The following is a 13,420-nucleotide window of genomic DNA, read 5'->3' as shown; positions in this document are numbered from 1 at the left end:
TTCTATGTATCAGAAGCATTTTGGCCTAAGCCAACCTCCATTTTCACTGACACCCAATACCGGATTTTTTTTCGGCCTGTCGCCACATGTGGAAGCCTTGCAAGTGTTGCAAACCGCGCTGCAAACGGGCGAAGGCTTTATCAAGGTGACAGGGGAGGTGGGGACTGGTAAAACGTTGATTTGCCGCAAGCTTATCAACGAATTGCCGAGTCAGTTTCATTGCGCATATTTGCCTAATCCTTATCTCACTCCTACTGAATTACGTTGGGCGGTAGCGAGTGAGCTGGGCCTTAAATACACCAGCAATATCGACCAGCAGCAACTCACTGGACTTATTCAACAGCAGCTTTTAGCCTTGAGCGCCCACGGGCACGCCATCGTATTGGTACTCGATGAAGCGCAGGCATTGCCTGACGACAGTCTTGAGGCGCTGCGGTTATTCACTAATCTGGAAACCGAGACACGCAAATTATTACAGGTAGTGTTATTTGGGCAACCCGAACTCGATGACAGGCTTAAACGCCAAGAATTTAGGCAATTAAGACAGCGTATTACTTTTAGCTACAATCTTCGCCCACTGACATGGGATGAAACCGACGCTTATATTCGTCACCGATTAGCTATCGCTGGGCGTGCGGGCGAACCACTCTTTACATCACGGGAAACACGTCAGATAGCCTATGCGTCCCGAGGGATCCCCAGATTGATCAATATTCTTGCCCATAAAGCCTTGTTACTGAGTTTCGGCGAGGGCGCTACTCGTGTGCAAACCTCCCACGTTAAAGCCGCAATTCAAGACACCGAAGATGCAAGTGTTCGCCGATTATTATCGTGGAAATGGTTGCCTTTTTTCACTTTGATGACAGTGGCTTTCGGTTTGGGATTACAACACTTTTTCAGGGGTGTTGTATGAGCGTGATCAACAAGATGCTGCAGGATCTCGACAAGCGTCAGCAGGGGCATGAGCTCTGCAACGTGGCTCAGCCACAGGTGCAATATTTAGCGCGCAGGCGGGCTCCGTTTAACGGGCTGCTGCTCTGTGGTTTATCACTGCTATTCGGTGGCGCTCTGGTTTATGGCTGGCAACTTTTCATGGCAAAGCCTGCTGAAGCGACTATTTCGGCTCAAACAAATGGGCAAAATGAATCTACTCAGACTCAAATCGAGCCTGTTCAGATAGACAAGATTACTTCGAGACAGTCTCCAGCAAGCGTCGATGTCGTCGAAGAACCGCTTAACGTTGCGACTACGCAGGAGTTCACGACTAAGAGTGAAGAGCTTGAACCCAGTGTCGACGACGTTGTACTTAATCAGCCGCAAGAATTTGAATCAGAACATGATGTTGAACAAGAGTCACAACAACAAGATGACAGCTCAGTACTCGCAGATGAGCTAGTCGATACGGCAAGCGAGCCAAGCCATTTACAGTCGAATCGTGTCACATCGAGCGTGCGAAGCGCCGAGGTCACTGCTGCCGCACCATCGGCATTAATGATGTCAGAACGTGCCAGTGTTGCCGCCGATAATGACCCTAATGCGAGCAATGAGCTTAAAGTACAAGAAGTTAAAGCAGATGCTGGCACTAATCGACTCACGCCCCAAGGGCAAATGGCGATTACTGAGGTGAAGTTGACCCCAAAGCAGCTGGCGCAGAAGCGGTTTACCTTAGCGAGCGAGGCTGAAAGGGATGGCAAACTCAAAGATGCCATTAGTTATTATGAGCAAACATTAGGCTTTGATCCCAGTATGCATGAAGCGCGCAAGCAGTTAGCTGCGCTGCATTATGGGCAAGGTCAATTAGCCAAAGCCAGTGAAGTGTTACAGCAAGGCATGCTGTTATTCCCACAGCAGTTAGACTTTGCCTTATTGCTTGCTCGGGTTCAGCAAGCCTCTGGTCAGGCTGATCTCGCATTAGTGACGTTAGCCAACATACCTGACACGCATCCGCTGGCGAGACAAAAGTGGATGGCACAATCGGATTTAGCGCAAAAGTTAGGACAGTTTTCGTTGTCAGAACAAGCCTATAGACAATTATTGCAACAAGAACCTCAACAGGCTAAATGGTGGATGGGGCTGGCCTATGCGCTCGATTCGCAGCAGCAATTTCCCCAAGCACGCCAAGCCTATCGGACTGCATTAGGCCATAGAGGCTTATCGGCGCAAGCGAGTGCCTTTATCGAACAACGTTTGACTCAGCTAGGAGATAGCCAATGAAACCCAGATTAAAAATGCGTTTGGGCGATCTGTTAGTTCAAGAAGCCATTATTACTGAAGCGCAGTTGCAACAGGCGTTGGCTGAGCAGCGCAATACGGGCAAAAAACTGGGTCGTACTCTGATTGATTTGCAATCGATTACTGAACATCAGTTACTGCAGTTCTTGTCGCAACAATTGAATGTGCCTTTGCTGGATATCAGTAAAATGCCAATCCCAGCGGAAGTGGTGCATCTTATTCCTGAGGTGCAAGCACGACGTTTCCGCGCTTTAGCGGTTGAAGACCGGGGCGATAGCGTATTAGTTGCAATGAGCGACCCCGCGGATTTGCAGGCGCTCGACCACCTCGAAATGCTTATCGCACCTAAGCGTTTGAAGTTAGCGGTAGCGCCCGAGCAGCAACTGCTGCAAGCGTTTGATAACTTATATCGCCGTACAGACCAAATTGCTCAGATCGCCGGTAAGCTCGAAGAAGAATACGCCGCCGATGAGATGTTCGATTTAGCCAGCCTCACGTCGGGCGATAGTGACAATGAAACCACAGTGGTTAAGTTGCTGCAGTCGATTTTTGAGGATGCGGTGCAAATGCGCGCCTCGGATATTCATATCGAACCCGGTGATAAAGCCTTACGTATTCGCCAGCGTATCGATGGTCAGCTACATGAAACGATTCTGAATGAAGTTAATATTGCTGCGGCTTTAGTATTACGACTTAAGTTGATGGCAGGTCTCGATATTTCTGAGAAACGTTTGCCGCAGGATGGTCGTTTTCATATGGAAGTCAAAGGTCATCATATCGATGTGCGTATGTCGACTATGCCGATTTACCACGGCGAATCTGTGGTGATGCGTTTACTCGATCAATCGGCGGGTTTATTGACCTTAAATGAAACCGGTATGCCGCCTGCTATTTTGGCGCGTATTCGTAAACAGATTAAACGTCCCCACGGCATGCTACTGGTCACAGGTCCAACGGGTAGCGGCAAAACGACCACCTTGTACGGTATTTTGAGCGAGCTCAATACCGCCGACCGTAAGATCATCACGGTCGAAGATCCGGTTGAGTATCAATTGCCGCGGATCAACCAAGTACAAGTTAACCATAAGATTGGCTTAAACTTTTCAAATGTATTACGCACCACCTTACGTCAAGACCCCGATATCATCATGGTGGGGGAAATGCGTGACCAAGAAACCGTGGAGATTGGTCTTAGGGGGGCATTAACGGGTCACTTTGTGCTATCGACCCTGCATACTAACGATGCGGTCACCAGTGCGCTGCGTTTACTCGATATGGGCGCTGCGAGTTATTTAGTTGCTAGTGCCTTAAGGGTGATTATTGCCCAGCGTTTAGTGCGCCGTGTCTGCCATAACTGTGGGGTAGAGTATCAACCGACACCGCAGGAAAAAGCCTGGCTGAGTAGTGTGAGCCGCAAAGATTTTACCCATGCAAACTTTAGAATCGGTACAGGTTGCCAGAGTTGTAATGGCAGTGGTTATCGCGGTCGGATCGGTATTTTTGAGATCCTCGAGCTAGACGAAAAGATGATCGATGCTATGCGTACTGGTAATCCGCAGGATTTTGCCAGAGCCGCGTTGCAGAGCCCTAACTTCACCCCACTCGCTGAGTCAGCTTTGCAATATCTGAGCGAAGGCATGACGACGATTGAAGAGGTCGCTAAGTTGGTGGAAGACGTGAGTGAATCTCAGATACCTTTGTCGAAGGATATTATCAGCCAACAAGGCGTTGAGGCGTAATTATGCCAATTTATCAATACCGTGGACGCAGTGGTCAAGGTCAATCCGTTACGGGACAATTGGATGCCGCGTCGGAAAGTGCCGCTGCTGACATGCTATTGGCGCGTGGCATTATCCCCCTTGAAGTCAAAGTCGCCAAAGTGGCTAAGTCGTTCTCACTGACTAAGTTATTTGGTGGCAAAGTCGCGTTAGAAGAATTACAGATTTTTACCCGACAAATGTACTCCTTGACCCGTTCTGGCATTCCTATTTTGCGGGCAATAGCAGGCTTATCTGAAACGGCGCATTCCCAGCGAATGAAAGATGCGCTTAATGATATTTCTGAGCAGCTCACCGCAGGGCGACCCTTGTCATCATCCATGAATCAACATCCCGATGTGTTTGATTCTTTGTTTGTTTCTATGGTGCACGTGGGGGAGAACACGGGTAAGTTAGAAGATGCCTTCATTCAACTTTCAGGTTATATCGAGCGTGAGCAAGAGACGCGGCGACGAATTAAATCGGCCATGCGTTATCCCATGTTTGTATTGATTGCGATTGCGCTCGCTATGGTGATCCTCAATATCATGGTGATCCCTAAGTTTGCCGAGATGTTTTCTCGCTTTGGTGCCGACTTGCCGTGGGCGACAAAAGTGTTGATTGGTACATCAAATCTATTCGTGAATTATTGGGCGCTGATGTTGGTGGCGCTGATTGGCACTATTATTGGCATTCGTTACTGGCACCATACGGAAAAAGGTGAGAAGCAGTGGGATAAGTGGAAGTTACACATTCCCGCTGTCGGGTCGATTATTGAGCGTTCGACGTTAGCCCGTTATTGTCGCAGTTTCTCTATGATGCTCAGTGCGGGCGTACCGATGACGCAGGCCTTAAGTTTAGTGGCCGACGCGGTAGATAATGCCTACATGCACGACAAGATAGTCGGTATGCGCCGTGGCATAGAGTCTGGTGACTCTATGCTGAGGGTATCGAATCAGAGCAAGTTATTTACGCCACTAGTGCTGCAAATGGTGGCTGTGGGCGAAGAAACGGGGCAAATCGATCAATTACTTAATGATGCGGCAGATTTCTATGAGGGTGAAGTAGACTATGATTTAAAGAACCTCACCGCGAAATTGGAGCCAATTTTGATCGGTTTTGTGGCCGTGATTGTCTTAGTGTTGGCCTTGGGGATATACCTGCCAATGTGGGATATGCTCAATGTGGTCAAAGGCGGTAAGTAAGCGATATGGATAATATTTATTTCCTATCTTATACGTGGAACTGAGGTTAAATGCAGACTCAGCAAAAGGCTGAAAGCGATCTATTACGTATCTATGGACGTATGATCGCCATTGGAATTGTATTGGTTATCATGGCGGTGATCGGAGCTAAGTACTTTTTTACCCTACCGCAAATCGCTGCCCGTGGATTGGAAGTGGAACACGCTCGTTTTTTAAATGTGCTAGTGATGGTGCGTTCCCAGTGGTTGTCTTTGGGTAAGCCACCACAATTGCAATTGAACTGGGAGGTATTTGATAATCCCTCCTTAGAAACTGAGTTGAGTGTTGTCGATATCAATGATTTAGGATGGCCACAACCTAAGCACTTAAATGATCAAGGCTGCCAAGATTTGTGGCAACAGTTAATGGGTGCTGAAACTGATAATTTAGGTCTAGAGGCGGATTATTTGGTTAAGGATAATAGCTGTCACTATCGGTCTAAAAATGGCGATAGTTTAGGCTATCAACTGAACTCTGGCAGGGTCATTTTTTTGACTGCTCCGTAAAATATTGTTAACTCAATGGCTTTTTAAAATTGATTTAACTGTTAGAATAAAATTTCTGAGGTCTGGGGACATATATATGAAAACTAAGCAAACAGGGTTCTCATTAATCGAACTTGTGATTGTGATTGTGATTTTGGGTTTACTCGCCGCAACGGCAATTCCACGATTCTTAAATGTCACCGATGATGCTGAAGATGCCAGTGTTGACGGTGTTGCGGGTGGTTTATCGACTGCTGTTAGCTTTGTGCGTTCTCAGTGGGAAGTCGATGGGCGTCAAAATAGCAGCGTTATTCTCGACGGTAACACAGTAAATGTCGATACACGTTTTGGCTATCCAACGGGAACTTCAGTAACCAGTGCGACAGCTATGACAAATGCCAGTTGCCAAGAAGTGTTTAACACTGTGTTGCAGAGTGCTCCACGTAACGTATTATTTAACCAAGATGCACGTAATCAACGTTATACCGCTCGTGTTATTAACGCCGCAGGCGGCAGTGCTAACTCAATTACTGGCGCAGTCGTCGCAGGTTTAGATTTATGTGTTTATCACCAAGTGGCTTCACTGGTACTAAATCAAACGAATGGTGTACCCACTCCTGCCCCTGATTTAACAACGGTAGGTGCTAAGGGAATTGTGTATAACCCAGGCACAGGCAGAGTATTAAGCTTCACTCAAACACCATTTGTACCATAGACAGTAATTAATAGTTTTATTTTGTTCATGTTTTAAGTAGCTTAGTTTAAAAGTAATAGAGTCTAAAAGTGACTTAACTTAATTAGTACTCACATGAGTACTCACTTAGAAAGAAAGGTAGTTTTATATGAAAAGACAACAAGGTTTTACCTTAATTGAATTAGTTGTAGTGATCATCATCTTAGGTATTCTTGCTGTCACAGCGGCACCTAAGTTTATTAACCTGCAAGGTGATGCGCGTGTTTCTGCTTTGAATGGTCTAAAAGCCTCAATCCAAGGTGCAAATAGCTTGGTTTATTCTAAAGCGGCCTTGGCTGGAGAAGAGAAAAAAGCTGCAACAGCAACTCCTCCTCCTTCTGTTGATATTGGCACAGGTACTAACGCAGTTACGCAATTTGGCTATCTTCAAGCAACAGAAATTGAGTTGGAGAATGCTATAGAAGTGAGCTTTGATGAAGGAACCAGTGCTACAGATCCAACAGTTGCTACTGACACCGGTGCAGATTGGATTATATTTGAAGGTACGGGTATTGTGACCATGTGGCAAAAAGGTGCTCCAGCAGAATGTCGTTTTACTTATAAACAAGCAGAAAGTGCGACAGTTGCTCCTGTTTTCTCTGCAATTCCTGATACTTCTGATTGTTAATATGCATTTATTAAAAGGCCTGCCTAGCAGGCCTTTTTTTTAGATAAAATGCGGTTCTTACATGATTTTAAATAAATGAGTCCGCCAAGAGTTTTCCGACATTTATTTGCGTTAATCATATCGTTGGCAGAAACTGAACCTAGTACATGAAATCAGCAATTAACGCGAGTGATGCTTAAATTCTCTATGTCAAAACAGGCCGGATTTACTTTAGTAGAATTAGTAACGACCATCATCTTGATTTCAATTCTTGCTGTGGTTGTACTGCCACGCCTGTTTACTCAGTCTTCCTACAGTGCCTATAGTTTACGTAATGAGTTCATTAGCGAGCTGCGTCAAGTACAGCAAAAAGCGCTCAATAATACCGACAGGTGTTTTCGTGTAACCGTTTCTGGCACTGGCTATCAAGTGAGTCAATTCTCTACCCGAAATGGGGCGGTTTGTTCAGGTACTGCATTATCGCCAAACCCGCTTTATACCCAAGCTTTTCAAGGTGGTGCTCAATTAGTGCTAGTGAGCACTAACAGCAGCAACTTTACCCTTGATTTCGATATCAATGGCCGACTTTTTCCAAGCTGTAATGGTGATTGTATTCGCGTGACCGCAAATGACACTGTGATGATTAATATATCCTCCGAGGGCTATATTTATGCGAAGTAATGCTCTCTCTAAAGGCCATATTCAAGCCCGCCTGTTGGGTTTTACCCTTATCGAATTAGTCATTGGTATGTTAGTGATTGGCATTGCAATAGTGATGCTAACCAGCATGTTATTCCCCCAAGCTGATCGTGCGGCCAGTACCTTACATAGAGTACGCAGTGCTGAGCTTGCACATTCGGTGATGAATGAAATCTGGGGTAAACGTTACGATCAAAACACCAATGCCAATGGTGGCACGCCAGCCTGTGGTAGTCCGCTAGGGAGTAATTGTTCAACGTTATTAGGCCCTGAGTTCGGTGAGAGTCGTAATGACTTTAACGATGTGGATGATTACAACGGCTTAAATGAAACAGCGACTATGCTCAACTCAACCCAAACCTATGCCGCTGCTTATCCTAACTATCGTTTAAACGTCACTGTCGCCTATGGGCCTGCGCCTAATACTAAGCTAGTCACCATTAATGTGACTACGCCGGACAACGAAGTGATTACTTACAATATGGTGAGGAGTAATTACTGATGGCCTCACCTTTATCTACGGTTAATAAAAAATCCACACTAGGTTTTACCTTGGTCGAGATGGTCACTGTTATCTTGATTCTGGGGATTCTCGTGGTAGGGGTGAGTAGTTTTATTATTTTTGGTACGCGGATTTTTGTTGAGTCGAGTTCAGTCGATCAAGTGCTAAGTCAGAGCCGTTTTGCTGTTGAGCGAGTGACCCGTGAGTTGCGCAGTGCCTTACCTAATAGCTTGCGAGTTAATACCGATTCGCTGACCTATCAATGTGTTGAGTTTGTGCCTATCGAAGCCAGCACGACTTATCTAACCATGCCAATAGTGCCAGCTGCCGCCGCGAGCACTGGGATAGTTATTCTAGATAATACGGTGAGTGCGATTCGTGTGAATCAATTCGCTTGGATCTATCCCTTGATTGATGCCGATGTGTATAGCAGCGCGAGACAAAAGCGGGCACAGGTTAAAACGATTGATACTGCGCCTTCCCCTTTGGAGCATCAAGTGACGCTGACTTTTACTGCGCCAACACGTTTTGCAGAAGCATCACCACGACAAAGGATCTATTTTGGTTCGAGTCCAGTGAGCTATTGCTTTGAAAAGGGGCCAAGCGGCAATGAATTACAATTATTGCGTTATGCTGGTTATAGCTTTAATGCCATTCAGCCAAATCCTGCCGCTATGCCTGCCACTATGGGCACGGGCGTGCTAATGGCGCAAAGTGTTGCAAATGTTTTAAATAATGGTGCTGATTTACCGCTAATTTTAACGCCATCTAGCCTAGTGAATAATGCCATGGTGCATTTACAACCGCGGTTTAATGTTAATGGTGAGACGTTCCAATATCGACATCAAGTGCAGGTGATCAATGTCCCTTAATTTATATCGTCAATCGACAGGTCATCACTCGGTAATGCGAATCTTACCCAGAACATCACTAGCAAGGTTGCAACGAACTGCTTTACCTGCGCGTCAACGCGGCAGTGCATTGATTATTGGCGTGTTTGTGATCACAGTGATGTTTCTACTGGCGTCAGCCCTGATCAATATTGTGCAGGATGGCGATACTGGATTAACCCTGGAGGTGTGGGGGACTCGTGCCTTTGCCGCCGCGAACAGTGGCGCCGATGCCGCATTGGCAACATTATTCCCATTAAATGGTTCAGTTGGCATTTGCCCAGCAACGAGCACTTGGAATCCTCCTAATGTAACCGGTTTCCATGCCTGCACTGTGACCTTGACGTGCAAAGCCTATGCGGTAGGTACCACCACCCAATATCGAATCAACAGTAAAGCGGTATGTGAAAGCGGCGAGACCCGTGTTAGCCGACAAGTTGAGGTAGAAGCTCGTGGGAATTAATCTTTTTTATCGTGCCATATTGGCAGCACTTATCTTGAGTTTTCCCTCGTCAGTGATGGCATTCGACCCTATTGATCAGAGTGTGATTTTTGCCAAAGTTGCTCAAGGGCATCATGGTGATTACTCAAACGTGTGCCGTCAGATATCATCGCCACAATTAATGATAAATGGTAATGGCATCATTAATGGTACTGGTGGTGCTGCATTAGATTATTGCTCGAGTAACGATGGCAGTGGGCTTTCTAATAACAGTTGTGATAACGGTACAGGCGGAGTGCGGAAATGCACTATCGATGGCAGTGATATTCGAGGTTTAAAATTAACTGGGAGTAATGCTTTTTTATCGAGTAGTGGTGCTGGTGGCGGTTATGGTTCTTGTAATACTGGCGAGCAATTAACGCTTGGTGGTAATGGGCAAAGTCAGTTTAGCAGTGTTTCGCTTTATTCTGCTTGTACTCTGACTCTATCGGCAACTCAAAATGAGTATCGATTTAACACTATCGCTATTGGGGGCGGCGCGACACTCGTTTTACCTGAAGGGGACTATTGGGTAGATAGTTTTACTTTGAATCAAGATGCTAAGGTGATTTTGCAAGGCAATGTCCGCATTTTTATAAAGCAACAGTTTGAATTAAATGGCAGTAAATTCAATGAAAATAATGCTGCTTCTGCTCTTATTATTGGTTATAGCAATATTCAGCTAAATAGTGATGCTGTACTCAATGGGCGAGTTTATAGCGATGCAACATTAAGTCTAAATAATAACTCGATTATCAATGGCCGAGTCACCAGCCGTTATTTGGTTATGAGTAGTGGTCGTATTAATGATTATGTACCGGTATTACAGTGTTTTAATGACACTTTCTCCCAAAGTGTATTAAGCAGTGATTGGGTCGTATCCCGTAGCAGTGGCACTTTTACTCCATCTATTCGAAGTGGTCGATTACGCTTAACCGAAGCTAAATCTGACCAATCTACGGCATCTACCTATCAAAGACTCTTTCCAGGAAAAGCTAACTTAGTGGAGATCCAGTTTGATCACTATGCCTATGGTGGCAATGGCGCCGACGGCATTGCGGTAGTGTTATCGGATGCTTCTATAACGCCGCAGCCTGGCGCCTTTGGCGGTCCATTGGGTTACGGTTATAAACCTGGTATTAATGGGTTCGCGGGTGGTTGGCTTGGGTTTGGTATTGATGAGTTCGGTAACTTCTCTGGTGAAGGCGGTAGTTCTAATGTCGGCCAGCGACGCCAGTCCGTTGCGGTTCGCGGTTCGGGTGTCGGCACGTCAGGGTATAATTATTTACGCGGCGCTTGTAGTAATGGCACTACTAATACGAACGGTAGTTGCTTATCGCCTGCGGTAGACGGCAATAATGTGTCGCCTGCGCACAGGTATAAAATCACAATTGATTCGCAAGCCGCGAATCAATCTATTGTGAAAATTGAGCGTAATACAGGTTCTGGTTTTGTGACTTTAGTTCCCGCATTTAACGCCGCAGCACAAAATGGTCAGGCGGCCATTCCAAGTGATTTTTTATTGTCTTTAACGGGCTCAACGGGGGGCTCAAATAACAACCACGAAATCGATAACGTGCAAATTTGTGCGTTAAAATCGAATCCTATTGGTGCTCAGATCGATCATTTTGAGTTTGATCATACGGGTCAAGGTCTGACCTGTAATGCTGAGACGGTAACGATTAGAGCCTGTGCAAATGCGAGTTGTAGTCAACTCTTTACTGCACCTCTTAGCGCAACCTTATTACCTGATTCTGTGGCAGATGGCCTATGGGTTGGCGGTAATCAAGTGAGTTTTAGCGGTGGCACAGCGCAACTGCAACTGAGGCGAAATACTCCCGGTGTAGTGACTTTAGGGGTGAAGGGCTCTAATCCCACCACCAAACCCTTAAGCAAAACCCTTTGCCGTATTGGTAATGGTGGCTTGAGTGAAAACAATTGTTCACTCACCTTTGCCGACAGTGGTTTTGTATTCGATGTACCCGATAAGCGTGCGAATCGCCCCGAGCAAGTGTTAGTCAAAGCGGTGAAAAAATCCGATGTGACGAAGCAGTGTGTCCCAAGCTTCCAAAGCCAGACCAAAACGCTGAATTTCTGGAGCAGTTACCAAACGCCAAGCGCGCCTATCTCGCCTAAAGCCGTCACCATCAACAATATGGTAATTGGCACCTCGAGTGCCTCGCCTACGGCGGTGAACCTGCTGTTTGATACCAACGGACAAGCAAGCATTTCAGTCAATTACCCTGATGCAGGTAAATTACAACTAGATGCAAAATATACAGGGACAGGTGATGAACAGGGCTTAGTCATGGCAGGTTCAGACCAATTTGTCAGCGTACCGGCGGGATTGTGTGTTAAACCTGTGGACGCCAGTGCCAGTTGCCCAAGTGCGAATATGAGCTGCAATGCTTATCGTAAAGCCGGACAAAGTTTCGGCATGACAGTACAAGCGATGGCATGGGAAAAAGATGGCGATCCGGACTTTTGTTCGGGCAACTTGCCCACGCCTAACTTTAGTGATGCGCAGATGAAGCTTGCCAGTAAAGTCGTTGCGCCAAGCATTGCCAACGGCGGACTTGATGGGGCGTTAGGCGTGGCATCATACAGCCACTCGGCGCAGGCCAATAATCTCAATACCATCAGCAATCAGACCATCAGCGAAGTTGGAGTATTCCAAATTGCAGCGCAGGCGAGCCCAAATTATTTAGGGACGGCAAGCAGCTTAAATATTCCAATTGGATATTCAGCTAATATTGGCCGTTTTGTGCCCGATAGATTTTTAGTCAGTAACGTATCGGTCATACCTGCCTGTGGCGGCTTTAGCTATATGGATCAGCTGTTCCCTATGTCGATGGAGCTCAGTGCTTTAAATATCGCGGGGGATATAACGAAAAACTATTTCCCGCCATTTTCCCTCGCCACTGCCAAATTAGTGGGAGAAAATAACAATAATGGTGTCGATTTACAGAGTCGCTTAAGTGCCTTACCTATAAAGGCTGAAAGTTGGAATCAAGGTGTGGCGACGGTCGATGCTTCTTACCAAGCTAACTTTAGTCGGGTGACCCCAAATGTGGCGACGAATCTGTATCAGGATGGTCCCTTCGAGCTGCTCGATATTGGCGTGCAATTGATGGATAACGATCCTCGGCCGAATGGGCTTTACAGCTATGTGGCCTCACCAGACATGGATGCGGCATCTACAGGCACTTGCACTAACTGTAATGCTAAGAGAATCAGCACTCAAACCCTTCGTCATGGTCGTGTAGTGATGGATAACACCTATGGTCCTGAGACAGAAATACTGCGTATGCCGACTCGAGCCGAATATTGGAATGGCAGCAGCTGGGCCTTAAATACTGCCGATAACTGCACAACGGCAGTGTATGCTTTGGGTTCGCAGGTTGATCATTCCGCTCTTGGTTACAATTTTGATCCCGACTTAGTGGCGGGACAAAGTGTTGTGCGTTCTGGCGGGACTGCAACATTCCAAGCTGGCCAATTTGAGTTACTCTGGCAAGCCGTTACAACAAGTGGGTTGCCATACCGCGGCCAAGTGACGGCGCCCTTGGATGTGCCGACATGGCTAGAATGGTACTGGAATTGGAATGGCGTATCGCCAACAGGGGTCACTGAACCGCGGGCAAGTGCGTATTTTGGTCGTTATCGAGGGCATGACAAAATAATCTATTGGCGTGAGGTAAACTAATCTGAGTTATTTCTCTCATTAAATTGAACTCAGGCTTTCTCTTGAAATGGGCTGCCATTTTACTTATTAGAAGTCGACGAAAAC

The 13,420-nt window shown here is 46.3% G+C and carries 12 protein-coding genes; all 12 read left to right on the top strand.

Translation table 11 applies throughout. The features are described 5' to 3' along the window. The first annotated feature begins 4 nt into the window (after positions 1–4). The gene (locus tag KO531_RS06485; protein WP_212600517.1) at positions 5–913 is read left to right on the top strand and encodes an AAA family ATPase; all 909 of its coding nucleotides are present in this window, start codon (positions 5–7) and stop codon (positions 911–913) included. Continuing rightward, a complete protein-coding gene (locus tag KO531_RS06480; protein ID WP_219250676.1) occupies positions 910–2,214 on the top strand; it encodes a tetratricopeptide repeat protein in 1,305 nt (434 codons plus the stop codon). The genes KO531_RS06485 and KO531_RS06480 overlap by 4 nt, the downstream gene beginning before the upstream one ends. Continuing rightward, complete coding sequence (locus tag KO531_RS06475; RefSeq protein ID WP_219250675.1) at positions 2,211–3,971, top strand: GspE/PulE family protein; 1,761 nt, start codon at positions 2,211–2,213, stop codon at positions 3,969–3,971. Before KO531_RS06480 ends, KO531_RS06475 begins: the two co-directional genes overlap by 4 nt. 2 nt (positions 3,972–3,973) lie before the next feature. Continuing rightward, positions 3,974–5,194, top strand: coding sequence for a type II secretion system F family protein (locus tag KO531_RS06470; RefSeq protein ID WP_126491075.1), 1,221 nt, complete (start codon positions 3,974–3,976; stop codon positions 5,192–5,194). A 50-nt stretch (positions 5,195–5,244) separates the two neighbouring features. Further along, entirely contained in the window at positions 5,245–5,739 is a 495-nt protein-coding gene (locus tag KO531_RS06465; RefSeq protein WP_219250674.1) for an MSHA biogenesis protein MshF, read from the top strand. A gap of 76 nt (positions 5,740–5,815) precedes the next feature. Then, complete coding sequence (locus KO531_RS06460; protein ID WP_105251278.1) at positions 5,816–6,433, top strand: type II secretion system protein; 618 nt, start codon at positions 5,816–5,818, stop codon at positions 6,431–6,433. 127 nt (positions 6,434–6,560) lie between these two features. After that, the gene (locus KO531_RS06455) at positions 6,561–7,079 is read left to right on the top strand and encodes a type II secretion system protein (protein ID WP_219250673.1); all 519 of its coding nucleotides are present in this window, start codon (positions 6,561–6,563) and stop codon (positions 7,077–7,079) included. 171 nt (positions 7,080–7,250) lie between these two features. Further along, a complete protein-coding gene (locus tag KO531_RS06450; protein ID WP_219250723.1) occupies positions 7,251–7,739 on the top strand; it encodes a type II secretion system protein in 489 nt (162 codons plus the stop codon). Next, positions 7,729–8,259: a type II secretion system protein gene (locus tag KO531_RS06445; protein WP_219250672.1), complete on the top strand. Its 531-nt coding sequence runs from the start codon at positions 7,729–7,731 to the stop codon at positions 8,257–8,259. The genes KO531_RS06450 and KO531_RS06445 overlap by 11 nt, the downstream gene beginning before the upstream one ends. Then, a complete protein-coding gene (locus KO531_RS06440; protein WP_219250671.1) occupies positions 8,259–9,131 on the top strand; it encodes a type II secretion system protein in 873 nt (290 codons plus the stop codon). Before KO531_RS06445 ends, KO531_RS06440 begins: the two co-directional genes overlap by 1 nt. Continuing rightward, positions 9,121–9,612 (top strand): MSHA biogenesis protein MshP, encoded by a 492-nt coding sequence (locus tag KO531_RS06435; RefSeq protein WP_219250670.1) that lies wholly within the window; start codon positions 9,121–9,123, stop codon positions 9,610–9,612. Before KO531_RS06440 ends, KO531_RS06435 begins: the two co-directional genes overlap by 11 nt. After that, positions 9,602–13,336, top strand: a complete 3,735-nt coding sequence (locus KO531_RS06430; protein WP_219250669.1) for a DUF6701 domain-containing protein — start codon at positions 9,602–9,604, stop codon at positions 13,334–13,336. Before KO531_RS06435 ends, KO531_RS06430 begins: the two co-directional genes overlap by 11 nt. The last annotated feature ends 84 nt before the right edge of the window (positions 13,337–13,420 follow it).

Origin of the sequence: Shewanella sp. NKUCC06_TVS (genome assembly GCF_019345515.1) — a bacterium.
Classification (GTDB): domain Bacteria; phylum Pseudomonadota; class Gammaproteobacteria; order Enterobacterales; family Shewanellaceae; genus Shewanella; species Shewanella oncorhynchi.
The sequence above is the reverse complement of the archived record's forward strand: the minus strand, read 5'-3'. Positions and strand labels throughout refer to the sequence as shown.

Excerpts from the sequence above, each read along its gene's own strand:
- KO531_RS06485 (WP_212600517.1), top strand. The coding sequence starts at position 5 with ATGTATCAGAAGCATTTTGGCCTAAGCCAACCTCCATTTTCACTGACA.
- KO531_RS06480 (WP_219250676.1), top strand. The coding sequence starts at position 910 with ATGAGCGTGATCAACAAGATGCTGCAGGATCTCGACAAGCGTCAGCAG.
- KO531_RS06475 (WP_219250675.1), top strand. The coding sequence starts at position 2,211 with ATGAAACCCAGATTAAAAATGCGTTTGGGCGATCTGTTAGTTCAAGAA.
- KO531_RS06470 (WP_126491075.1), top strand. The coding sequence starts at position 3,974 with ATGCCAATTTATCAATACCGTGGACGCAGTGGTCAAGGTCAATCCGTT.
- KO531_RS06465 (WP_219250674.1), top strand. The coding sequence starts at position 5,245 with ATGCAGACTCAGCAAAAGGCTGAAAGCGATCTATTACGTATCTATGGA.
- KO531_RS06460 (WP_105251278.1), top strand. The coding sequence starts at position 5,816 with ATGAAAACTAAGCAAACAGGGTTCTCATTAATCGAACTTGTGATTGTG.
- KO531_RS06455 (WP_219250673.1), top strand. The coding sequence starts at position 6,561 with ATGAAAAGACAACAAGGTTTTACCTTAATTGAATTAGTTGTAGTGATC.
- KO531_RS06450 (WP_219250723.1), top strand. The coding sequence starts at position 7,251 with ATGCTTAAATTCTCTATGTCAAAACAGGCCGGATTTACTTTAGTAGAA.
- KO531_RS06445 (WP_219250672.1), top strand. The coding sequence starts at position 7,729 with ATGCGAAGTAATGCTCTCTCTAAAGGCCATATTCAAGCCCGCCTGTTG.
- KO531_RS06440 (WP_219250671.1), top strand. The coding sequence starts at position 8,259 with ATGGCCTCACCTTTATCTACGGTTAATAAAAAATCCACACTAGGTTTT.
- KO531_RS06435 (WP_219250670.1), top strand. The coding sequence starts at position 9,121 with ATGTCCCTTAATTTATATCGTCAATCGACAGGTCATCACTCGGTAATG.